The sequence below is a fragment of the Spirosoma sp. genome, assembly GCF_048594605.1.
Lineage (GTDB): Bacteria > Bacteroidota > Bacteroidia > Cytophagales > Spirosomataceae > Spirosoma.
This window is the reverse complement of record NZ_JBMDWV010000306.1, coordinates 1-23,706: the sequence shown is the minus strand read 5'-3', so window position 1 is coordinate 23,706 and position 23,706 is coordinate 1. Positions and strand designations below refer to the sequence as shown.

The 23,706-nt window shown below is 48.3% G+C and carries 19 protein-coding genes; 5 read left to right on the top strand and 14 right to left on the bottom strand.

Annotated elements, in window-relative coordinates:
* Positions 1 to 128: 128 nt before the first annotated feature.
* Positions 129 to 701: a DUF1572 domain-containing protein gene (locus tag ACOJS8_RS18610; protein WP_420150051.1), complete on the top strand. Its 573-nt coding sequence runs from the start codon at positions 129 to 131 to the stop codon at positions 699 to 701.
* 19 nt (positions 702 to 720) lie between these two features.
* On the opposite strand, the gene ACOJS8_RS18605 is transcribed toward ACOJS8_RS18610, so the two are convergent.
* The 12 genes from ACOJS8_RS18605 to ACOJS8_RS18550 all read right to left on the bottom strand — a co-directional run bounded on the left by ACOJS8_RS18605 (position 721) and on the right by ACOJS8_RS18550 (position 19,556).
* Positions 721 to 2,037, bottom strand: a complete 1,317-nt coding sequence (locus ACOJS8_RS18605; protein WP_420150050.1) for a gluconate:H+ symporter — start codon at positions 2,035 to 2,037, stop codon at positions 721 to 723.
* A gap of 58 nt (positions 2,038 to 2,095) precedes the next feature.
* A complete protein-coding gene (locus ACOJS8_RS18600) occupies positions 2,096 to 3,367 on the bottom strand; it encodes an McrC family protein (protein WP_420150049.1) in 1,272 nt (423 codons plus the stop codon).
* Between the two features lie 92 nt (positions 3,368 to 3,459).
* Entirely contained in the window at positions 3,460 to 6,864 is a 3,405-nt protein-coding gene (locus tag ACOJS8_RS18595) for a VCBS repeat-containing protein (protein WP_420150048.1), read from the bottom strand.
* Between the two features lie 101 nt (positions 6,865 to 6,965).
* Entirely contained in the window at positions 6,966 to 8,819 is a 1,854-nt protein-coding gene (locus ACOJS8_RS18590) for a RagB/SusD family nutrient uptake outer membrane protein (RefSeq protein WP_420150047.1), read from the bottom strand.
* A gap of 89 nt (positions 8,820 to 8,908) precedes the next feature.
* Complete coding sequence (locus tag ACOJS8_RS18585; protein WP_420150046.1) at positions 8,909 to 12,211, bottom strand: SusC/RagA family TonB-linked outer membrane protein; 3,303 nt, start codon at positions 12,209 to 12,211, stop codon at positions 8,909 to 8,911.
* Positions 12,212 to 12,374: 163 nt separating this feature from the next.
* Positions 12,375 to 14,483, bottom strand: a complete 2,109-nt coding sequence (recG, locus tag ACOJS8_RS18580; RefSeq protein WP_420150045.1) for an ATP-dependent DNA helicase RecG — start codon at positions 14,481 to 14,483, stop codon at positions 12,375 to 12,377.
* Positions 14,484 to 14,611: 128 nt separating this feature from the next.
* Positions 14,612 to 16,036 (bottom strand): DUF5723 family protein, encoded by a 1,425-nt coding sequence (locus tag ACOJS8_RS18575; RefSeq protein ID WP_420150044.1) that lies wholly within the window; start codon positions 16,034 to 16,036, stop codon positions 14,612 to 14,614.
* Positions 16,037 to 16,201: 165 nt separating this feature from the next.
* Positions 16,202 to 16,804 carry a NifU family protein gene (locus ACOJS8_RS18570; RefSeq protein WP_420150043.1) on the bottom strand — a complete coding sequence of 201 codons (603 nt, stop codon included), beginning with the start codon at positions 16,802 to 16,804 and terminating at the stop codon, positions 16,202 to 16,204.
* Between the two features lie 137 nt (positions 16,805 to 16,941).
* Positions 16,942 to 17,268, bottom strand: a complete 327-nt coding sequence (gene rpmA / locus ACOJS8_RS18565; protein ID WP_420150042.1) for a 50S ribosomal protein L27 — start codon at positions 17,266 to 17,268, stop codon at positions 16,942 to 16,944.
* 97 nt (positions 17,269 to 17,365) lie between these two features.
* Positions 17,366 to 17,683, bottom strand: coding sequence for a 50S ribosomal protein L21 (gene rplU / locus ACOJS8_RS18560; RefSeq protein ID WP_420150041.1), 318 nt, complete (start codon positions 17,681 to 17,683; stop codon positions 17,366 to 17,368).
* 114 nt (positions 17,684 to 17,797) lie between these two features.
* Entirely contained in the window at positions 17,798 to 18,559 is a 762-nt protein-coding gene (locus ACOJS8_RS18555) for an HpcH/HpaI aldolase family protein (protein ID WP_420150040.1), read from the bottom strand.
* A 94-nt stretch (positions 18,560 to 18,653) separates the two neighbouring features.
* Positions 18,654 to 19,556: a histone deacetylase gene (locus ACOJS8_RS18550; protein ID WP_420150039.1), complete on the bottom strand. Its 903-nt coding sequence runs from the start codon at positions 19,554 to 19,556 to the stop codon at positions 18,654 to 18,656.
* A 212-nt stretch (positions 19,557 to 19,768) separates the two neighbouring features.
* Between ACOJS8_RS18550 and ACOJS8_RS18545 the strand changes: the two genes are divergently transcribed.
* From ACOJS8_RS18545 to ACOJS8_RS18530, 4 genes are all read left to right on the top strand, one after another.
* The gene (locus ACOJS8_RS18545; RefSeq protein ID WP_420150038.1) at positions 19,769 to 20,518 is read left to right on the top strand and encodes a glucose 1-dehydrogenase; all 750 of its coding nucleotides are present in this window, start codon (positions 19,769 to 19,771) and stop codon (positions 20,516 to 20,518) included.
* Between the two features lie 71 nt (positions 20,519 to 20,589).
* Positions 20,590 to 20,865, top strand: a complete 276-nt coding sequence (locus ACOJS8_RS18540) for a hypothetical protein (protein ID WP_420150037.1) — start codon at positions 20,590 to 20,592, stop codon at positions 20,863 to 20,865.
* A gap of 369 nt (positions 20,866 to 21,234) precedes the next feature.
* Complete coding sequence (locus ACOJS8_RS18535) at positions 21,235 to 21,600, top strand: ArsR/SmtB family transcription factor (protein WP_420150036.1); 366 nt, start codon at positions 21,235 to 21,237, stop codon at positions 21,598 to 21,600.
* Positions 21,601 to 22,244: 644 nt separating this feature from the next.
* Positions 22,245 to 22,691, top strand: a complete 447-nt coding sequence (locus ACOJS8_RS18530; protein WP_420150035.1) for a hypothetical protein — start codon at positions 22,245 to 22,247, stop codon at positions 22,689 to 22,691.
* 18 nt (positions 22,692 to 22,709) lie between these two features.
* On the opposite strand, the gene ACOJS8_RS18525 is transcribed toward ACOJS8_RS18530, so the two are convergent.
* The gene (locus ACOJS8_RS18525) at positions 22,710 to 22,931 is read right to left on the bottom strand and encodes a DUF6965 family protein (protein ID WP_420150034.1); all 222 of its coding nucleotides are present in this window, start codon (positions 22,929 to 22,931) and stop codon (positions 22,710 to 22,712) included.
* Positions 22,932 to 23,374: 443 nt separating this feature from the next.
* On the bottom strand, positions 23,375 to 23,706 hold a 332-nt coding region (locus tag ACOJS8_RS18520), incomplete at its 5' end, for a hypothetical protein (protein WP_420150033.1).

Genomic DNA, 23,706 nt, shown 5'->3' with positions numbered 1-23,706 from the left:
AGGGGGGGGCTTTAGTGTGGTTTTTGAACACACCACACCACACACAACACCACAATTTTTTTGAAAAAAATCGGCGATTTTACCTGAACAATTTTATTCTAATACGCATCGAAAACGCTTCTACTCCTATGGAAAATGATTATCTGGAGAGCGCCAGAAAGCAATTTGAGTACTACAAAATGCTCGGCGAGAAAACCATTGAGCAGCTTCCTGACGACGCGCTGTTCTGGCAATACAATTCGGAAAGCAACAGCATTGCAACCATCGTCAAACATCTATGGGGCAACATGCTGTCGCGATGGACCGATTTTTTAACTACCGATGGCGAAAAAGCATGGCGGGATCGGGAAGCTGAATTTGAGAACGATATAACAACCCGACAGGAACTACTCGCCCGATGGAAGGAAGGATGGGATTGCCTCTTTGATGCGCTGAACACGCTGACGGAAGCCGATTTGACCAAAATAGCCTACATCCGAAATATGGGCCATACTGTCCTCGAAGCCATCAACCGGCAGTTAGCGCACTATCCGTATCACATCGGCCAGATTGTGTTTATTGGCAAAATGGTTTGCGATAATGACTGGCAATCCCTTTCGATACCCAGGGGAAAATCAAAAGCGTATAATGACGATAAGTTTTCGCAACCGAAGTCAAAAAAGCATTTCACGGATGATTTTTTAAACGATTCCAAACAATAAAACGCGCGAAGCAGACGATTTATACAACCAGATTTAGCGCCAGCACACCCAGCAGCCCGACGACAGAAACGATGGTTTCCATCAGCGACCAGGTACGTATCGTTTGCCCGATGGTCAGGTTGAAGTACTCTTTGAAAAGCCAGAAACCACCGTCGTTGATGTGCGAAAACATCAGGCTTCCAGAACCAATGGCGAGCACCATCAGCTCAGGTTTTATGGCCTGCGATTGCAGCAGCGGCATAATAATACCCACCGTTGTTAAGCCCGCGACAGTGGCCGAACCCACGCACACGCGAATAAAAGCGGCAATGCCCCAACCCAGCAGCAAGGGCGGAATGGCGGCATCGGCCAGTAGGCTACCTATGTATTTGCTGGTGCCGCTATCGCTGAAAACCTGCTTCAAGGCTCCGGCTCCGGCAATAACCAGCAAGATCGGCGCGACCGCTTTTACTGCTTCTTCGAGGTCTTTCGTGATGGCTTTCATGGTTTGCCCCTGCCGAATGCCCAGGAAATACATAGCCACCAGCACTGACACCAGCATACCGATATACGGTTCAGCAAGCAGTACAACCGCCGTTTTTAAGGGCGACGAATCGGGTAAGGCACTTTTCAGCGGGCCAAAGGTGGTCAGGAGCAAAACGGGTAGTAACGACACAAAAAAGCTGATTCCTGCACCCGGCAAATTCGTCGTGGGCACTTCCTCAATGTCAAATATCTCCTTGTCATTTGTTACGCGCATGTTTACGAGCGTTTTACCAAATATCGGCCCGGCAATAATGATCGCCGGAATGGCTACGATAAGCCCATACAGAAGCGTTTGCCCGATGTTGGCGTTGAGCTGACTCGCAACAGCCGACGGCGATGGGTGGGGCGGCAAATAACCATGTGCCACCGACAAGGCCGATAACATAGGCACCGCTATCGATAATAACGGAAGCCGGGACGAAGCGGCAATGGTGAAAATCAACGGCGCTACGATAATGAAACCGGCATTATAAAACAGCGGAATTCCGACCACAAAACCCGCCAGAGCCAGGCCCCAGCGAATATTTTTGATGCCAAACAAACCAATCAGTACATTGGTGATTCGCTTAGCGGCCCCACTTTCGGCAACTAAACGACCCAGCATAGCCCCGAAACCGATAATCAGCACCAGATCGCCCAGCGTACCGCCAATCCCCGTCTGAATCGACTTCCCGACAGCCGCTACGTCCATCCCCGACGCTAGCCCAATGCCAAGCGATACGAGCACGAACGAGATAAAAGTGTCTAAACGAACAAAAGCGACTAAAAAAACAAGCGTCAGAATACCAAGTAACGTCAGAATAAGGGGCATGAATAGCAGTAGAATGGATGACAGGCGATTTTACAATAAGCTGGCTTATAAATCTAACTCATTGAAACGATAAAGCGTACGCGGCTAATTTTTCTACTTCTTTTGCCTGCAAACTGGTTACATCAAATGGCACTACGTGCAGGCGCATCGTAGCATCATAATCAAATACGGCAAGCGGTTGCTGGAACGTAGTATTAGCCGGATAAATCAGAACCAGATCGTTGGCGCCATACTTCTTTCCGTAAGCATAAAGTTGATATAAATCAGCCTGCTCGATGCCATAATTGCCTTTCTTATCCTGACCGTTAACCACTTTCCATTTCGTATCCAGTACGAACGTTTTGTCAGCATGCCGGATCAACATGTCGGGGCGAAGTTTGAACTTAGGCACTCCAATATGTTCGTCTACCAGGTGCGCCGACGACTCCTGCACCGTTACGTTACCCGCTTCGGGCCAGTACGTTCGGATGCCATACGCTACGTATTCTTCAAAGACCCGTTCCATCAGAAACAGCAGCGACAAACTGGGCATCTGACCAGCTTTGGCACCAAATCCCTGGTGGCTTAAAAGGGCCTCTGCCCAACGTAACGCGGGTTCGTAGCGGGCAAAAAGTCGGCTGGTTCGGCGAATCGCTTTCAGATCATCCGGTATTGATTCCGCAACCGGCACATCTTCCAGCGTGGCCAGAAATTGCTGAATACGACGCTGATTGGCAGCACTTTCTGTCTGGTGATACACATACAGCAAGGTTGTTTTCAGCACCCGGTTGGCGGCTACGTCGGCAGTCAGTCGTTCGTAGGCAACGGCGAGTCGTTCGGCATGGTGATTATTTTCACGGAGTTGTCGGGCGATCTGAAATTTTCCTTTCCAGAACGGTTCGTTACGTTCGACCATTACGTAAGCCCGCTGAATTCCCTGTTGAACAATCGGCTCGATTGTATCCAGAAATGCCCGCACGAACACGTCCCAAAGTGGTAGATACGTAGCGCTCGTATGGGCTGTCTTAAGCGTACGAAACGGGCTATAACGAACATACCGAAGCATATTGAGCAATAGTGACCGCGGATTGGCAGGTGGCTCAATTTTCGGCAGAATTTCGAGATGTATTCCTGCCGAAAGCGGCAGCAGCCCAACGTAGTTGCGTACTCGAATCAGTTCCCGCCCTTTCTGAATAGTAAACGTCAGCAGTATGTCGGCCTGGTCGGATTCCGATGCAAACCGACGTAGTAACTGAAACACCCGATCGGGTACCAGAATCCCGTCTGTCGGGGGTTCGGGCCACTGCTGATCGCTGCCAATCAACCCATTTTCAGAAATGGAATAGGTCATATTAGTTAGTCTGCTAAACAGATTAACCACAGAGGCATAAAGATTACTTCATTAATGATCTCGATAACTCTGTGGTTAATCCAGCAATTTATTTATCGTAACTGATACGCCCGAACCGGCTGCTGATTAATGCCAAACAATAACGTATTGCCCATGGCTAAAACGCTACGTACATCGCCTGTGAGTTGAAATCCAGATTGCGACTGCGGCATCGCCGTAAATCCACCCCGACCATCGCCACGTAACAGCAATCCGTAATTGGCATCGGACCGACCAAATCGCAGACGCACCTGCGACGTATTGCCACAAAGCAACATATCTTTTTTACCATCCCGATTATAATCCAGCGATGTAATGGTGAAAATCGGAGAAATCTGGGCAGCCAGCGGCAAGGATTTTTCGGTAAACTTTCCTGCTGGCGTACTGGCAAAATACATGGTTTTCAGCTCATTGGCGGTCAGTTTTTCAGCATCCTGGAGTTCTTCCGGTTTGAATACGTCGGTTAACGTAGCGTTGGAATAGCTATCGTAGTTCGTGAACCGATGACGTAGCATACCCACCTGCTCAAGCAGTTCGTCGCGGGTAGCGTGCGGGTAGCTTTTGCCCTGCACATACAGGCAGAGAATCGGATCAATCTTGCCGTTTTTATCAAAGTCCTTGTAAATCAGTTCAGCGGGTTCGCTGTCGCTGGCGCGGCATTGCGTATTCAAACCCTGATTGCCCACCACCAGATCAGGCCGACCGTCGCCGTTCAGATCATCGACCAGCAGTTTGTTCCACCAGCCCCGGTACTCTTTTTCAAAGTACGTTTTTGTCTGGTCGGTTAATTTGCCGCTTTCAACGCTCAGTACCGTAACGGGCATCCACTCGCCCACCAGAACCAGTTCGGCCTTTTTATCGGCGTTCAGATCCACCCAGGCGGCATCCGTCACCATCCCGATTTTCGACAGCATCGGTGCTACGTTGGCGGTCTGATCGGTAAAGCGTCCTTTTCCATCATTGATCAGCAGATAACTCTGCGGGGTTTCGGGATAACGGCCCGGTACTACACGCCCGCCAACAAATAAATCCAGTTTACCGTCGCCATTTACGTCGCTTGCCCGAACGCAGCTTTTGCTGGAACGTAGTACGGGTAATGCATTGGCGCTCCTGGTGAAATTTCCTTTTCCGTCATTCAAATAAAGCCGATCCTGCAAGCGCGGATCGTCGGTCTGAAAATCGCCATAACCGCCACTGACTACGTAGAGATCGGGGAAACCATCGGCATTGGCATCAAAGAAAATGGCGTCGGTATCGGTGCTCGCTTTGTCGGCTTCGAAAGCAGGCTGACTACGCTTACTAAATTGTCCATCTGCCTGTTGCACAAACAACGCTCCTGCCTGTGCATTGCCTCCACCCGCGAATACATCCTCGCGACCATCGCCGTTGACGTCGGCTTTTGCCAGACACGGCCCCGCAAATGACTGTGCGTTGACCAGCAGGGTTTGGCGTTTGAAATCGTTGGTTTTATTGACAGGATCAGTAAACGCTACCGGTGATTTTATCTCCTGATACAACGAAGGCGCGGCTTTTGGAGCCCGATACGTAGCGTTGGCATCTTTCTCCTGAACCGTCAGGAGTTGATCAGCTTTTACGTTCGTCAGGAATTGAACTTTACCCGTTGGCCAGACGATACGTAGTGAGTCAATCGTGGCGTTGTTACCTAGTCCGAAATGCAGTCGTTGCGATACGTTCGACTGGTAGCCACGCATGGGCATCTGCTCAACGTACTGTTGCTTTCCGCCCTGATACAGTGTCGCTTTGGTGCCAATGCCCTGCGTATTAGCACCTTTGCCGACGAGCTTGATCGTTAAATAATGATGTTTCCGCTCCTTGCTGGTTTCGTTCTGAAAAATAAACGCGGGCTGATTCGTATTGTTGACAACCAGGTCCAGATCGCCATCATTGTCCAGATCGGCGTAGGCCGCTCCTGTACTGTTGGACGCCTGCGTCAGGCCCCAGGTGGCACCAACATTAGCAAACGTTACGTCGCCCGCCGAATCTCCTCCCCGATTGCGAAACATGTAATTCATTACGTTCGACGATGGTATTTTATGCACCAGTTGCAGGACGTCTTCGCGACTAAAGTTGGTTGGTCGGTTCTGCATATAATCGGTCATGAACTTCAAAAAATCCTGGTTCGTATAGTCGCGGACGTAGCCGTTTGTTACGTACAGATCTTTCCAGCCATCATTGTCGTAATCAGCCAGTAACGGAGCCCAACTCCAGTCGGTATTCGCAATACCCGCCAGTTGGCCGGTTTCCGCAAAAATTGGCGTGGTGGGCATAGGGGTTTGGGCATAGGGCGTTTTACTACCACTGCCCATATTGAGCTGCAACATATTTCGCATGTGCTGGTAATGAAAACCCGATGCCACGGCCAGATCAAACTTTTCGTAGTTATCCGGTGCCATCAGAAGTTTCTGCCGCCGGTTGTCTTCGGGCAGCATGTCAAGCGTCAGAATATCGGGGAGGGCGTCGTTGTTCACGTCTGCTACGTCATTACCCATCGAGAAATGTGACGTATGCCGAACGCTGTTTTTCAATTGGTTAGAGAACGTTCCGTTCCGGTTGTTGATGTAGAGATAATCGGGGATGGTATAGTCGTTGGAAATATAAAAATCGGGCCAGCCATCGCCGTTAAAGTCGGATACGCCAAGCCCCAGTCCATAGCTCAATACCGAACTGCTTAGGCCTGCTTTTTCCGTTACGTCTTCAAAACGCTTCCCCGTGTTACGTAACAACCGCACACCGATTTCGGGATTACCTTGCTGCATCAGGGCCGCCGTAGGTCCCGGATCGAGAACGGGCAACAGACGAGGGTTATGATTTAGCAGAAACAAGTCCAGATCGCCATCCCGGTCGTAATCGAAAAATGTGCCCTGTGTGGTCTGACCCGGTTTGGATAGACCCCACTCATCTGTCTGCTCGGAGAAGTGCGGGACGCCCTGCGCATCAGGACCGTTGTTGATAAACAATTGAGGAATCCGCTTGTTGGGCGGCAAACTTCCTGAATAGGCAACAAACAGGTCCAGCCGTCCGTCGCCATTTACATCTGCCATCGACACGCCCGTTTTCCAGGGGCCTTCGCGCCCGGCTACGCCTGCTGCGGCTGTTACGTCGGTGAATTTTAAACCACCCTTTCCTAGGGTGGACCGGTTCAGATACAACTGATTGGGAACCATGTTGCCACTAAAGTATAAGTCTTCCAGGCCGTCACCATTCAAATCACCCACAGCAACGCCCCCACCGTTATAGAAATATTCGTACATCAATACGTTGGTGTTCAGACCTTCGGTCAGGTTGTTGGCGAAGGTAACGCCGGTCTGGTCGGGCGAGAGTGAGGTAAAGAGTGGTGGACCGACCGTATCTGCCGTTTTTTCGGACGAGGTCGAATCTTTGCAACCCGTTAAATATATAGCACCCAAAAAGAAGAAGAAACGAGCAATCGTTTTCACGTACGGTAGGCTTTGATGTATAAATTCTATAAAAATAAATCAAAAAATGCCAGCACCCGTAAGTACTGGCATTTTTTGAAGAGTTATTCAGGATACCTAACTTAATAACCTGGATTCTGGATCAGCTTGTTGTTCCGGTTGATCTCATCCCGGCTGATTGGCAGGAAGTAAAGTTTATCGCTCCACTTGCGATTCTCCTTACCAACACCCAGATCCTGCACGCTGTAGGTATAGTTGTAATTATCCTTACTGTACTTGTAAGTTGTCACCGACTTACCTGGCTTGAGTTTACCGGTAATCACCATGATTTTTGCCTGACTACCCAGCGCAGTCGGGGCAATCATCCAGCGCCGAACATCATAGAAACGCTGGTCTTCAAACAGCATCTCAATATTCCGTTCGTTCTGGTAACGAGTCATCAGGGCAGCACCTGATTCCGTTATGGCTGGCATACCTGCCCGGAAACGAACCCGGTTAATCCAGGTTTTTGCTTCAGCTTCCTGACCTAATGCCATACATGCTTCGGCATAGTTCAGCACAACTTCGGTAAACCGGATCTGAATCGATGGAACTTCCTGACGGATGCTCATATCAACCAGCGTTGGATCGGGGTCCATGAACCGGCGGATACCGTACCCCGTCCAGGTGCCATTCCAGTTTTCGATCGTACTGTTACGTGTGTCAAGACCAGCAAACGGTGTTACCGTTCCACCACCCGTTCCGGTTTCGTAGAAGCCCATCTGAATCTGACCAGCCGGGTCGATACCTGCGCCATCGGGCGTCCGGGGTTTCCACTGTGCTCCGTCGTACAGGATCGACTGATAGAAGCGGGGATCGCGGTTTTCGTAAGGAGCAGCCGCGTGCGTCGGGTTTTTCCAGTCGAACTTCGTGCCGTCCATCATCTCATAGCTATCGACAAGCTGCTGCGTTGGCTGACTGGATGTCCAGCCGTGATAACCGTTAGGCATGTTGTTACGTGGATACCAGGAACCCCAATCGTCGAACGAAGCCCGGATATAGTATTTCAGGAAAATTCCGTCTGCTTCTCCTCCGTTACGTGATAACGATATGTTGAGGTAGTTCTGCTGACCTTCAGCAGGCGTAACGGGCGCTGTCAGATTGAGTTTGTAACCGTACTGATTCAGATCCATCACAGCTTTCGCAGCATCTTTAGCTTTCTGCCAGCGGGCAGTACGATCACCACTAACGTATCCCAGCAGTTCAGGATTGGTGGCAGCAGCGATTACGCTCGACTTAGCTTTGGCCGTCGGAATGTCGTGCAGATCACTGGCGGCATAGAGCAGTACGCGGGCTTTCAGTGCCATAGCAGCACCTTGCGTTGCTCGTCCGGCAGCCAGCGTTTTGCCTTTGAGCAAAATCGCAGCCGAATCCAGATCGCTGACGATGGCATTTACACACTCTTCATACGTATTACGAGTGACATTAAAGTCCGGTTCGTTCAGCGTGTAGGCTGTTTTAATGATCGGAATACCACCATGATAACGTAGCAACTGATTGTGATAATAGGCGCGCAGGAAATACATTTCGCCCTTCATCCGGTCAGCAATGCCGTTCGTGTTTTCAAACTGAGGCTTTGCCAGATTCGCCAATGCGATATTAGCGGCCCGGATGCGCTGGTACATCGCGCTCCATTCCATCGTGTTCTTGATGGTTCCCAGATTAGACGGGCTCACGTTGGCTTCGTTTACATCTTGCTTACCGAAGCTATAAAGCGCATTGTCGGTCTGGCAGTCGAAGCTCATCTGATCCAGAATGCCGTCCCGCAGACCATTATAAACGTCTGTTACAAAAGCGTCTGATAAGGAGGCATCTGACCAGACTGCACTACCCGATACTTTATCGACGGGCTGCGTATTTAGGAAGTCGTGGTTACAACCGATCAGCGTCGTACCCAGCAGCACTCCCCCGATCAGGCTTTTTAAAGTATGATTCATTGGATTCATATTTGAAGGTTGGAATCAGTGTCTGCTATTGTTTTTACTAACGCAATTAAACGCTGATTCTCAACCGTTAAACGCATTTATTAGAAGCTCAAAGATAGACCCGTGTTAATGATCCGTGACTGTGGGTAGTACTGTGCGTTACCGCCGGCGGCTTCCGGATCGAATAAGCCTTTCATAGCCGGTGCATAAGTCGCCAGGTTCAGTCCATTCACATACACCCGCAGGTTGCTCAGACCAATTCGGTTAGCCACCGTAGCAGGCAGCGTATAGCCCAGCTCCAGGTTTTTCAAACGGATGTAGTCCGTGCTCTTGAGCCAGTAGGTTGTTCCGTTAGAGAAGTACTGATTGCTGCGGTCGACGATACGGGGATGAACCGTACTTGGGTTATCCACCGTCCACCGGTTATCGTAGTTATACTTAAGGAAGTTCCCAATCGTACCCGACTCGGTTTGCAGGAAGATTTGTCCACCTGTTGCGGCCTGGAACAGCACTGTCAGGTCGAAATTTTTCCAGCGCAGGTTTCCATTAATACCACCCTGGAAGCGTGGCAGGTTGTTCCGATCAGCGCGTACCCGGTCCTGAGCGTCGATTTTACCGTTTCCGTCGATATCCTTAAGGCGCATATCGCCGGGGCGCAGTGTGCTGGCGCCAACTCCGCTGTAATCAATTCGGTTGGCGTCGATATCACCCTGTGTAGCGAAAATACCATCGTATTCGTACATCAGCGATCCATTCTGCTGGTTCGGATCGTTGACGTTCGTCGGGATAGGCTTGCCCGTCGAACGCTGCCATTCAGGAGCGCCCGGAGTTTCGTCCCAGAACGTAATGGTATTCTTCGCGTAACCACCGTTTACGCTTACACTGTATTTGAAATCGCCAGCCTGACCGTTGTAACCTACGTTAAATTCGTAACCGCTGTTGCTAACTTTTCCGATGTTTGTTGCGGGTAACGTAGCACCCGTCGTTTGGGGAATAGAAGCACTTTTCCGCCACAGAATATTCGACCGCTTGTTCTGGAATACATCAAACTCGAAGAATACTTTTCCGTTCAGCAGCGACCCTTCCAAACCGAGGTTAGCGTTATTGGCTACTTCCCAGGTCAGGCTCGTATTTGGCACGCCGTTTTCGTAAAGCGTCTGCGCGACCTGATTACCGACTACGTACCCCCAGTTGGCATTCACTACGTCGCCGTAAGCATAGGTTGGCAGGTAATCGTATTCACGCAAGACCGATGGATTTCCAAAATACACCTGGTCGTTACCCAACTGCCCCCACGATGCGCGCAGTTTGAGGTTGCTGACCACTGGCAGGGCTTTCTTGAAGAAATTTTCTTCGGAAATACGCCAGCCCGCCGATACGCCGGGGAAGAAACCCCACCGGCTTGATTCTGGGAACATGTACGACCCATCATAACGACCCAGGAATTCGAATAGATACCGCTCCTTATAGTTATACGCAGCACGACCAAAATAGCTCATGCGTGCACGCTGCCAGAGTGGGGTTTGCGTAGGGCTATTTCCCGAATTTTTCTCGGCGCTGCCGCCAGCAAACAGTTGATCGATGGCAGTAGAGGCAAAGTATTTCCGGAATGCGAAGAAGCCGTTTGAGTTCCCCTGCTCTTTCGTAATACCGGCCAGCAACGTAATGGCGTGATCACCGGCAAAGGTCCGGTCGTACGACAGAATACCTGACAGCAGCGAGTTGAACTGGTCGTTAGTGTACTGGTTGAGTTCTGCCTGCGCTGGCCCTTTCCGTACGCGCTGCAAAACAGGTTGTTTGTTCGCGTCATAGGAGGTGTAATCCCAGCTGTATACGTACCAGGGTGTCTGCCACCGCTTACCTTGCTGAATGTATTTATCCAGCGCTACGCTACCACTGAATTTCAGGCCAGGAATCCATGGATTGGTGACGTTAACCGTAGCATTGCTTTGCAGATAGTAGCGGGTGTCGCGGTCGTAACCCGTTGCGCTTGTCGTGACCAAAACCGGCTGCTGACCATTTTCAATGTCGGGAGCAGGCAAGCCATTAGGCCAGTACGCAGGCCGGTTGGGATAACCACGCATCAGCATCCGGAAGATGTCGCCCGCACCAACAGTTGGGAAAAAGCGGTTTTCCTGACGGCCAACTACACCAGTTACCAGACTAACGTGCTTACTGACCTTGGCATCCAGATTCAGGCGGAAGTCATACTGCTTATAACCCGTTGCCGAGTTTTTATAAAATGCATCCTGATTCTGGTAGTTGGCCGAAACCAGGTATTTTATGTTCTCACCGCCACCGTTGAGCTGCAATGTGTGGCGCGACTGCGGAGACCAGGGTTTCAGCGCATCACTGAACCAATCCGTATTGGGGTATTTCCATGGATCAGAGCCATCCTGAAACTTCTTGATTTCATCAGGTGTAAAAGCGGCTTTCGCTATAGCACCATTGTCGGGGCGCGTGTACGTTCCCGTTGTGTTGAAGGCATCAAGCGCCGGCTTCCAGTACTGAGCAGGCAGGTTGTAGGCGTTAATTTCGTTGTTTAGCTGTGCATACTCAGCAGCGGACGCCATTTTAGGAATAACAGTCGGCTGTGCCCAACCCTGGTTATAACTATAGGATAATTCAGGCTTACCTGTTTTACCCCGTTTGGTCGTTACCAGAATTACACCATTGGCCGCCCGCGAACCGTAGATGGCCGCCGACGCGTCTTTCAGGACTGAAATGCTTTCAATATCAGCCGGGTTCAGTCGGTCAATACCCCCAGCGCGGGCAGGCACACCGTCAATAACGATAAGCGCATCGTTGTTTCCCAACGTATTGGAACCACGAATCCGGATTGCCGCACCATCATAGCCAGGCTCACCACTACGGTTCGTAGCAATAACGCCCGGCATCCGACCCGCAATCGAGTTTGTCAGGTTAACGGCAGGTGACTTTACCAATTCCGTACCTTTTACGGTAGCAACCGAACCCGTTACGGTTTCCTTCTTTTGCTCACCGTAACCTACTACCACAACCTCGCTTAACATCTTGTCGTCGGAAGCTAACGAAATATTAATTTCGCTACGGTTGTTTATCGGGACTTCCTGCGTCATAAAGCCAATGTAGGAATACACCAGTGTAGCCGTTCTACTAGGTACATTGAGTGCATAACCACCATCAGATGATGAGACAGTACCGGTTGTTGTTCCTTTAACAACAATACTCACACCTGGCAACGCTAACCCCTGAGCATCAGTAACTTTTCCGGTAACTCTTGTTTGAGCATAAGCTCCAATTGACGTGATCAGGCTAAGCAGTAGTACAAAACGGAACGTATTCCATCGGGATCGATTCACGTATAAATGAAAGGTATCTTCCCGTATGTTACATCCCCTCGGGCAGGTAAATTGTTTTCGCATAAGTTTTAACGGTTTAAAAGCACTTCACCCGTTAAAAGTCAATTACTTAAGCGTATATACTTAGCAGTTTTTATCAAATTTTAACTTTTTTTTGACAATATTCCTATTGAAACAGGTTATTATACTATCACCTTCTATTAAGGCTTGATACATACTATTATACCTATGAAATCCGTCCCCAATTATTTTCAGTTTGCTTTATGCCTTCCAAGTGATTGCGAATTGGCGCATGCTGGGGCAACAAAAGTTCAGGATCTTCCAATAAAATAGCCTGTGCCGATTCACGGGCTGCGGTCAGGATAGCTGCGTCTTTTGCTAAGTCCGCAATCATTAAATCCATAACTCCACTTTGCTGTGTACCCGTCAGATCGCCAGGGCCACGTAGTTGCAGATCTACATCAGCGATCTCAAACCCGTTGTTGGTACGTACCATGGTTTCAATACGTGTGCGCGTGTCGCTGCTGAGTTTGTAGCCAGTCATCATAATACAGTACGACTGATCGGCGCCCCGCCCTACCCTACCCCGTAGCTGGTGCAACTGCGACAAACCAAATCGTTCGGCGCTCTCAATCACCATTACGCTGGCGTTCGGTACGTTTACGCCCACCTCAATGACAGTAGTAGCCACCAGAATCTGGGTTTCATTTTTCAGAAACCGCTTCATCTCGTCGTCCTTTTCGTAAGGCAACATTTTTCCGTGCAGAATTCCAATCTCGTATTTAGGTCTTGGAAAAGCCCGCTGCATACTTTCGTAGCCATCCATCAAGTCCTTGTAATCGAGCTTTTCCGACTCTTCGATCAATGGATACACTACGTACACCTGCCGCCCGAGTTCGATCTGTTGGCGTATGAACCCAAAAACTTCTGAACGATGTTTGTCAAATTTGTGAACGGTTTTAATGGGTTTACGTCCTTTTGGCAGTTCATCAATAACTGATACGTCCAGATTACCATAAAGCGTCATGGCCAGCGTGCGCGGAATGGGCGTGGCCGTCATGACCAGAATATGCGGGGGCACTACTTCATTTTTGCGCCACAGTTTGGCCCGTTGCGCTACGCCAAAGCGGTGCTGCTCGTCGATAATGCATAAGCCCAGGTTTTTGTACTGCACTACGTCTTCAAGCAGCGCGTGCGTGCCAACCAGAATGTGCATCTTGCCCGACTGCAACTCCTCGTGCAAAGCGACGCGCCGTTTTTTGTTGGTTGAGCCGGTTAGGATACCCAGGTTAAGCCCCATCGCATCGGCAAAGGGCTTGAGTCCATTATAATGCTGATCGGCCAGGATTTCGGTAGGTGCCATCAGGCAGGCCTGCGCCCCGTTTCCGATGGCCATCAGACAGGAAATGAAAGCTACAATGGTTTTGCCACTTCCTACATCGCCCTGGAGCAGTCGGTTCATCTGCTTACCCGTCAGGACATCGGCATAGATTTCTTTAATAACCCGCTGCTGAGCACCCGTCAGTTCAAAAGGCAGCAGATCGTTGTAGAAATGCTTAAGCAACGTAGTGTCGCGGAAAATCTGTCCGGGAAATTCTTCTTTCTGAATCAGTTTGTTCTTGATCAGTCGCAGCTGGTTATAGAACAGTTCCTCAAACTTCAGCCGGCGCTGCGCCTGTTTCAACCAGCCCTGGTTCTGCGGCAGGTGGATATTCCACATAGCCTCCCGCTTACCGATCAGCCGGTATTGCTGAATCAATGAATCAGGCAAGGTTTCGCGAATGTGTGACCAGGACTGTTCCAGCAATATCCGCATAACCTTACCGAGAACCTTGCTGTCGAAATGACGCTTGCGAAGCTTTTCCGTGAGATTATAAACCGGAAAGAAACCCGGTTCATTTTCGACAGCAGTATTGGCATTTTCCAGCTCCGGATGAACAATACTGAATTGGCCGTTAAACGACTGGGGTTTGCCATAAACGATGTAATCACCGTCGCGCCGGAGGGTTTTCTCAATGTACGTAATGCCCTGAAACCAGACCAGGCTCATGGAACCCGTACCGTCGGTAAACGTAGCGACCATGCGTTTTTTAGGCCCCTCGCCTTCCATGAACCAGTCGCGTAGTTTACCACGTATCTGCGCCGATGGCATCGAATCCATCAATTCGCTGATGGTGTAATAGCGTGTTCGGTCGTCGTAGCGAAACGGGTAATATTGAATCAGGTCGCCATAAGTAAACAGGTTTAGCTCTTTGTTGAGCATTTCTGTCCGCTGTGGCCCTAATCCTTTTAAGTAAAGAAGTGGAGTATCAAAATAAGTGGCTCGTTCGGTCATAACAGGCCCTGTAAAATCCGGTTCATAGGCGGGTTTTGATCAAAAATACGGATTTCTGATTAATTGTAGTACCGATCGGCTTTCATACCAGGCCGCTACCTTCACCTCCCCCGTTTGTTACTGCGTAATCAGTCTTCCTCGACGCGACCGATACCAAACGCAATCCCACCGTAAATATCGAGTCCACGCGGTTTGATGCCATTAGACGAATTGCCAACCAGGCCCAGGAAATTATCGGTGCCGAGCCAGGCAGGCCCTACCCGAATCGAAGCTCCTGCTGACAGACCATGATTTATATAGGCGATTGGCAATGCCAGGCTAAGCCAGCGGGCATCATAACGCGGGGTTACGGCCAGCATGGTTGGCTGATGAACTGACAGCGCTTCTTTCGACCGGACATCCTGAAAGTACGTTACGTTCACGCCAAAGCCATCCGGCAATTGATAATCCGCCGTTACGTTGAGAGATGTAGGCAATCCGGCCCGAAAACTGGTCCTATCGGGAGTACGTCCAGTATTTAACTTATCCTGAACATTTCTCAGTACGTCCAGACTTCCTGTAATCCGGCTAAAATCACTGCTTGTGAATCGAACCGGGTTTTGTCCAATATCAGCGTAGTCATACTGCTCCCCCTTATAGGTCAATCCACCAACATCTACCAGTGCAACCCCCAATCGCAGGGCCGGGCTGTCGGTATCGTATTGATTGATGTAAGTCATTCCAATGTCGAAGCCAAATCCACGACCGGGCGAATTAGTGCTAAACAGCGTCCGGGGTGAGATAGATCGATTTTGCAAAAATGTTGTATACCCCAACGTAGCATCCAGTTGATTTATCTCCAGGAAAGCATTATTGAGATTGTTAGGGTCAGCTACTATCCGATAGTTGGCTCCTCTGTTGATAAAATGCTGGGCATTGTAGCCAATCAGCACTTTCGCCGTTACGCCCAGCAGCAGTTTCTGACCATCATTTTCAGAAAGCGTACCTGCGTAGGTCAAACCTAGTTCGGCATACGTATTGGTATTGAGATTAAACTTATTATTGTCGGTCGGAATGCTGTATAATGCCTTATCGCCCAGCCCCGCACGTAGTGCTGAAAGCAGCGATTGCGACGCCCCAATAACCTGTCCGATGCCCCGAAAGCGGGTTGTAACGGCAAACGCAGAGTAGTCGCTCGGCCGGATCAGTATCGCCGGCCCACGAACTTCACCCATTAAGGTTCCATTTTTAGGACTACCATCCAGATTCTCACGGGTATAGTTTACATCAAACTGAACAGACCCATCAGGATTTTTATACTGGTCTGGTACATTTCCGGTAATGAAACGTAACAACGAAAAAGGGGCCTGATACCGAACGTAGTTGTTATCAGCGTGAATATTTCCAACAAAACCATTCAAGAAAACTCGACTGGGCGAGTCGGCTGCCAGAGCAGGATTAATGTAAAGTCGGTTGGTGCCTCCATAGCGACTGGTGGAAATCCCCAGCAGATTCTGCGCGGAAGCAATCGTAGAAATAAACAAAAACCCGCCTGATATAAGCCAATATTTCATGTAGTGAATAGGTGAATGAAAGAACCTTGTATGTATAGAAACGCAAATCCGCCATTGGGGTTGCCAATGACGGACTTTTTTGATTGACTGGTATGGAGCATGGGGTATGGGGCAGAGGGCGTATTCAGAATTTTTCCTCTGCCCCGTACCCCATGCCCAACGCGCTTACACCCCTTCCGCTTCTACCGTTTTTACCTCTGGCACTAATCGCGTCAGTAAGTTTTCGATACCTGCTTTAAGGGTTAATGTCGACGATGGACATCCACTGCATGAACCCTGCAATAATACTTTTACCGTACCACTGGGTTCATCAAACGAATAAAAACTAATGGCACCCCCATCGGATTCCACAGCCGGGCGGATATATTGGTCCAGAACAGCTTTTATTTTCTGCACCGTTTCGGAATCCATATCCAGCTTAGTCGTATTGGCGTCCATCGTCCGTTGCGCAAAAACGGGCTTTTGTTCACCGAAGTACTCTTTCAGAAAGAGTTTAACCTCGAACAGTACGTCGTCCCAATCCGTCTCGTCATCTTTGGTTACGGTTATGAAATTCCCCGAGATGAATACTCGACGGACGAACTCAAAACCGAAAAGCGAGACGGCTAACGGAGAAGCTTTACTATCAAGAAGCGCATCGCCCGGCGTAGCATAGTCGAACGATAGGCCCGTTGGCACAAGCTCAAAATTGACAACGAACTTCATTGAGTTCGGATTAGGACTTCCTTCTGTAAAGATGGAAACGGGACGGTTCAGCGTAGAATTCATGAATTATATAGTTTACCCCGGGCCGCCAATGCGGCTTACTGCTGCTACGTTAACAGCACCGTTGTTCTTTTAGTTTTTCATCATAAAAAAACCCGCCTGACTCAGTCAGGCGGGTTCATTGATTTTAGCGATTAGGTTTACGCTTCTGCAGGAGCTGCCGTCTCAGTTGTGGGCGCTGGCGCTACCGGAGCCACTTCAACAGCTGACGGACCAGCTGGAATGATGTCTACGTAAGAGCGACTATCCCGACCAGGGCGAAACTTCACAGTACCATCTACTAATGCAAACAACGTGTAATCCTTACCCAAACCGACGTTTTTGCCGGGGTGATGTTTCGTACCGCGCTGACGCACGATGATATTGCCGGCAATGGCCGACTGACCGCCGAACAACTTCACGCCAAGGCGTTTGCTGATCGAATCACGGCCGTTTTTGGAGCTACCTACACCTTTCTTGTGTGCCATTTTTTAGTAAGTTATAAAGTTGCAGGGTTATAGAGTTGTAAAGTTTTGTTCGCTAGATCACCTTATACCTTTACGACTAGATAACTCTATAACTGTTTTACAGAGTAATGTCTTCGATCAAAACCTTCGTCAGATACTGACGATGGCCGTTTTTCTTTTTATAGCCTTTCCGGCGCTTCTTTTTGAAGACGATAACTTTTTCGCCTTTCAGATGCTCGACGATTTTAGCCGATATTGTCGCCCCTGCGACGGTTGGAGCACCAACAGTGATGCTTCCTTCGTTGTCAACAAGGAGAACCTTCACCTTGTCGGAGGCAAGTGCAGCGTCCACATCGCCCTCTAACCGGTGGGTATAGATGGAGCGACCCTTCTGGATCTTGAATTGCTGCCCTGCGATCTCTACGATTGCGTACATGTGTGTATGAAATTGGAAATGAGGGTGCAAAGGTAAGAAAAAATGATAAATGATAGTTAATAGCCGATGAATTATTTTGAGTCTATAGCAGGGCGTCTACTCATTCATTATTCCTTACTCTCTTCCCTTCATAAAGTCACCAGCGGCCGATTTGAGCAGGCCGGAAAGTGTATTCATGCAGAATAAAACACCCCGATCAATCAGCGCTTTTGCCTGATCGCCAGAAGTGGCTAAAGTACCTGCTACTAAGCCTGCCTGCTTAATTTTTTCAACAACGCCCCCAATGGTCCTTTTTACCTCATCATGACCGGAGCCGTCGTAATAACCCATCGACATCGCCAGATCACGTGGTCCAATTATAAAGCCATCAATGCCCTCAACGGTTAGTAAAGCGTCCAGATTGTCAACGGCTTCTTTCGATTCAATTTGGGCTAACACGAGCGTCTGTTCATTCGAAAAGGTTACGTACTCGCCCTGACTCATAGTACCCTGTAAGTAATCACAGGCGCGTACAAAGCCAAAACCACGATGGCCAAGCGGAGGATATTTGACTGCCTGCACCAGAGCTTCAGCGTCCGCTACGTTGTTTACACCTGGCATCATGATACCCATCACCCCAACGTCCAGATACTGCAAAATCAGTTTGGGCTCATTGCCCCGAACGCGGGCCAAAGGCGTAATGCCGCTTACTTCACAGGCTCGCACAATTTCCTGCACCTGTGCTGTTGTGACAGGACTATGCTCCCCATCGATCATATAAAAATCGAGTCCCGAAAAACCACAGAGTTCAGCAACAGTGGGGTCAGTACTGTTGGCAAGGACGCCTAATACCGGCTGATTATTTTTAAGGCGGGTTTTAACAATATTTTGCTTCATATGGCGATGATAAGGCGGTAAAGTTATAAAGTTGTGGAGTTGTAAGTCTGTCGAACCTAAGTTTTTAATTCCACAACTTTATAACCTGACAACTCTAAAAGAATAGACTTGAAGCCACCCGAAACGTATTGCAGTGTGCTTCTACGATATCGGCAAGCCGGGGAGAATACCCTCCCCCCATTGATACCACTATTGGGAGCCCATTTGTAACGGCTTGCTCAAATACGAACGTATCGCGTTGCTGACACCCGTCTCGACTAACGCTCAGTTTACCCAATCGATCCGATTCCAGAATATCGACGCCTGATACGTAAAACAGGAAATCGGGTTGCACTCGTCGGATCAGGGCGGGCAACGTATCATTGAGCGTGTTTAGGTACAATTCGTCAGCAGTTCCGGTCGCTAGTTCAATATCCAGATCCGACTTCTCTTTTTTGAGGGGATAATTATCTTTTCCATGCATGCTAAACGTAAAGACTCGAGGCTCATGCTGAAACATCACGGCCGTGCCGTTTCCCTGATGTACATCTAAATCGATGACCAGAATCTGCTTCACCTGATTCGTTTCAAGCAAAAAATGAGCAGCTACACCTACGTCATTTAGTAAACAGAAGCCCTCTCCCCGATCGGGATAGGCATGATGTGTACCGCCAGCAATGTTCATGGCAACCCCCTCCCGTTGAGCAATTTTGGTGCAGTCGATCGTTCCCTGCGTAATAATCCACTCGCGTTCAATAAGTTCAGGAGTCAATGGGAAGCCGATGCGACGCATCATTTTGGGGTCGACGTTTCCGGTTTTGAGCAAGTGGACGTAGTGTGGCGTATGAACACCCAGAACCCAATGGTCATCAACTGGGGCAGGCGCAAAAAAATTAGCCTCAGTACAGGTGCCTTCGTATAGCAACTGTTCGTAGATCAATTCATATTTAAGCATCGGGAATCGATGCCCTTCTGGTAATCGGAGCCGATACACCGGCGAAAACGCAATTTGAAGCATGAAACCAATAGACGATTACTGATGATAGACTGCCCGTTTTTTATAAAATTTCCCGGCAGTATATCGTCAGAGAAGCGAAAATTAAGAGCGGTACTTATTTGGCCGTTAAATAAGGATACGGATAAGTTAACCCATCTTTATTTATTTGTGTTACCAATCCGTGTAGTTTGGTCGTTGTTAGGATTCTTCCTTATACGATTTATCCAATTAGTATGAAAACAGCTATTATCACCGGAGGGGGTCAGGGCATTGGTCGCGTTGTTACCCAATATTTATTGACACATGGCTACCGCGTGGCCATCTGGGAATCGGATACTGACGCGCTGGCCGAACTTCGGGAAGCTTTCAAAGCATCATCGGCCCAGATTATGTTTGTTTCCTGCGACGTATCGAGCGAGGCAAACATCCGGAAAGCGGCAGAGCAGACAGCCTCTCATTTCGGTCAGATCGATGCGCTGATCAACAATGCCGCCATTATGATTGAAAAACCACTCGACAAACTAACCCTTGACGAATGGAATCGTGTCATCGGCACAAATTTGACAGGAACCTTCTTATGTGCTAAACATACAGCACCGCATCTGGCCCTTCAGAAAGGCAGCATCATCAACATAGCGTCGACCCGGGCTTTTCAGTCAGAGCCTGATACGTTTGCCTATTCGGCCAGTAAAGGAGGAATTCTGGCGCTCACTCACTCACTGGCAATTAGCCTGGGCCCCGATATACGTGTCAACGCTATTAGCCCCGGCTGGATTGACGTATCAGCGCTGAAGAAAAAGGCCAAAGCCAAAACCGATGAACTCCGCCCCGAAGATCATGCGCAGCATCCGGCCGGTCGGGTTGGTCAGGCAGACGATATCGCCCGGATGATTTTGTTTCTGATTGCCCCTGAAAACAATTTTATTACGGGACAGAATTTCGTGGTGGATGGTGGAATGACCCGTAAAATGATTTACGTATAAAACGGCTAAACATCCGCTACGTTCATCCCGTTACTTAGGTATTCAGTTTTTATTCTAATACAGAAGTGTTTATGGAAAATGTAAATCAGGATGCTATGCTTAATGAGCAGTCACAGACATTCCGTCCAGATACAGGTGGCACTGCTCAAACGCCGGATGAGAGCATTATGCTAAATGAAGATTATAATCCCGTCGACTTAGCAGGCGATGTTGATAGCGGTCCGGACGGAACCGGAGTTCCTTCGGGTAGTAGCTCAATGGAACCTGATACGTTAAATTATGGCAATGGCGATACGCTCGGCAATAACGATGGCACTGAGCCTGACCCCGAAGCAACCGATTTTTAGTGTGCTGCTGCCCGTATAAACTTTATATACTTTCAGTAAAAAGCGGTGTCCCATAAATCGGGAGCCGCTTTTTTAGTTTTAATGGCACGATTCCTTTAGATTAATCCAATTCTGCATTCCCCATAATACGGAGACTTGACTACCTAATTATGTGTCTGTTCTACTATATCTTAGCTTGGAACAGTCTGTATAAGCTACCTTTTTTTAAGTAATAATGTTACTTTTTAACCTTTTACTAGTCCAGATAGTATCTGATTGGATTTCTGTTGTACGTAGTGAAAAAGGAGTGCTTATAAAAGCCCGGACTTTTCTTCAAATCGACCAGGCATAAGACTCATAACGCTTATCTTAAAGGTTAATAAGGATACAATGAGAACTAAAGTAAATAGCTTTATCGATTCTGTACAGCCTGTTTCCGAAATCTCGTCACGATCCAAACCAATTAATATCACGGATGATCAAGCCTTCGACCAAGCCGCTGAACTTCTAAAAACGCTGGCTCATCCGCTTCGGATACGATTAATACTCTTATTAGCTAACAAACGGTCAATGAATGTATCGGCCTTACAGCGCCGTTTAAAAGTCGATCAGACTACGCTGTCTTATCAACTGACCCGGATGAGAAACAGGGGCTTGTTGGAGAGCGTACGTCAAGGCAAAGAAATTCATTATTCTCTGGCCGATTCAGCCCTGGGCGAACTGATGAGGCTAGTATTGATCAGAGAAACCGTTTAATACATAGAATTCTTTCTTCCTCTTTTTAATCAAAACAGCTGAAAATTTCATTTTCAGCTGTTTCATTTTTATACCTAGGACAAGGTATTTCGGCTCTACTTACGTAGTGACTAATAATATATTTACTCATGTTACCGACTAGTAAATTTATTATCTAATAAACAGCCAACATAGGGTGCATTGGCTATATTGCTGCCGTCAAAACTAGACACAAAGCTAACCTCTTCACTCAATCTGACCTTACTGCTTGCGTCTACGTTTGACTTATTGTTTACCCTTATTACGTAGTTGTGTCTACCAAATTATATGTATCCTTATCTACTTAAGATTTTCGCTGACGGTAAAACCTATACAACACGTCACAAGACTTATATGGAAGCGTTGGCAATGCAGATTGAATTAGAATCTCAATTTGGTAGGATGATTAATATCGAACTGATATTCCGCGAGCCGGTAAAAGCAAGTGAATTGATCTGGTAAGTGGCTGATTGAAGCTGGGATAATGCGTGCCTGGGTCGTGAACGGAAAACAGATATACAATCGAAAGGTTAGTTAGAGAGTATGGCACAAAAAAATGCCTGTACGTAATTAATCAGATGCTACGTTAGCTTCCGCTGGCATCGTATTCTATTGATTCTCTATCCATGACTAAATACCTTTCATTTGAAAGTAGCCAGGCGCTGTTTAACCAAGGCGTTCGCCTTGTTACTGAGCACGCATGGGCTGAAATAAACCCTGGAAAGCTAATCAACTGTGTTAAAAGAGACAGTGTAGCAACCCGATCTCTGCTTTGTCCGGCTCCAGACTTGGTCGAGCTCCTGGCAGTTTTGCCTGATAGCTTTAAGCATGACCCTTTGACACAATTGCCAGAAGGTGTGTTTTTCCCCAGGCTAGACCGAAAACAATATACCTACACGTTTCGGCTAACAAAACGAGATGGAATATTGTCTGTTGTCTATAAAGCTGATGAATGGGGAAACTGGCAACCACCGATTGAAGGCGAAGCTGTGGAAGCTTGTGGAGTCTTACTTCTTACCCTACTTAAACACCGTATCCTCACTGCCCGTGAACTCAACCAGTTGCACTACTAATTGTGCAACACATATATACTACGTTGTGCGATTTTTTACCCACTGCATCACTTCCAAAAGCATTCGGGCGGCAGATTGACTAGTGGCTTCTACTTCGCTGTACAAGCGTTGCAGATTGTTTTTTACCGCGCCAGACAAATTCAGAAAAACGCTGTAACTATTAATATGTTGAGGACCAGTGGGTAATTCGCAATCCGAAAAGAAATCAACCAGTTCCTGATATTCACTACGTAGTGGCATGACACAAAGGTAAGAAAGGCAATATGCTCATGCCAGAATCAATCCAATAAAAAGTCGCTGTTCTGCGTGTCAATCAGCCTAACCAGCACCAATGTTTTTTAGACGGTTTCTAAAAACATAAAAATGTTCAGCTCAACTTGGCTGAACATTTTTTAGTCTTCCTCTTATAATCCAATACCTCAAAGCATTCAGCAATTGCTCGCTATTAAACACAGCAACTACAAAGGATTACTTTTTGTCTACCTATTTATCAATAATACAACAAATATGTAACTTATAAATCTACTTAACAAATAAAACTCTGAGAAAGCTTATCAAGATTTGTAAATTTGTGAGATAGCTTGCACTAAATCCTGCATGATCTGACGGTGGCTGTCGACACAATCGCTGAAGCAATCATTCCCTCTCACGCTTACATAATAAGCTCTTGTTATAGCTCCTTCCTAATAGGTCGGATTTGCATCCACCAGATAAGCCTTGAACCACTCAAGCGTGCCCGCTGCGATCTCCCCAAAATAGGGGGACATGTCATGACCACCACTCGTCGACTGCAACACCACCGGCACCCCGTTGGCCTGACAAACCCGGTAGAGCTGTTGAGCATACTCGTACTTCACCCCTGGATCATTCACCCCATGAATCATCCGCACGGGCTTTCCTCCAGCACTGATCAGTGCCGGGTCGGTCAGACCTGCCATCTCCACAATGGTCGAGATGGCGCTGCTCTGAGCCGGGTCGGCGCTGTTCTCGTTGCGGGAGGGCGTCTGGTCAAAAT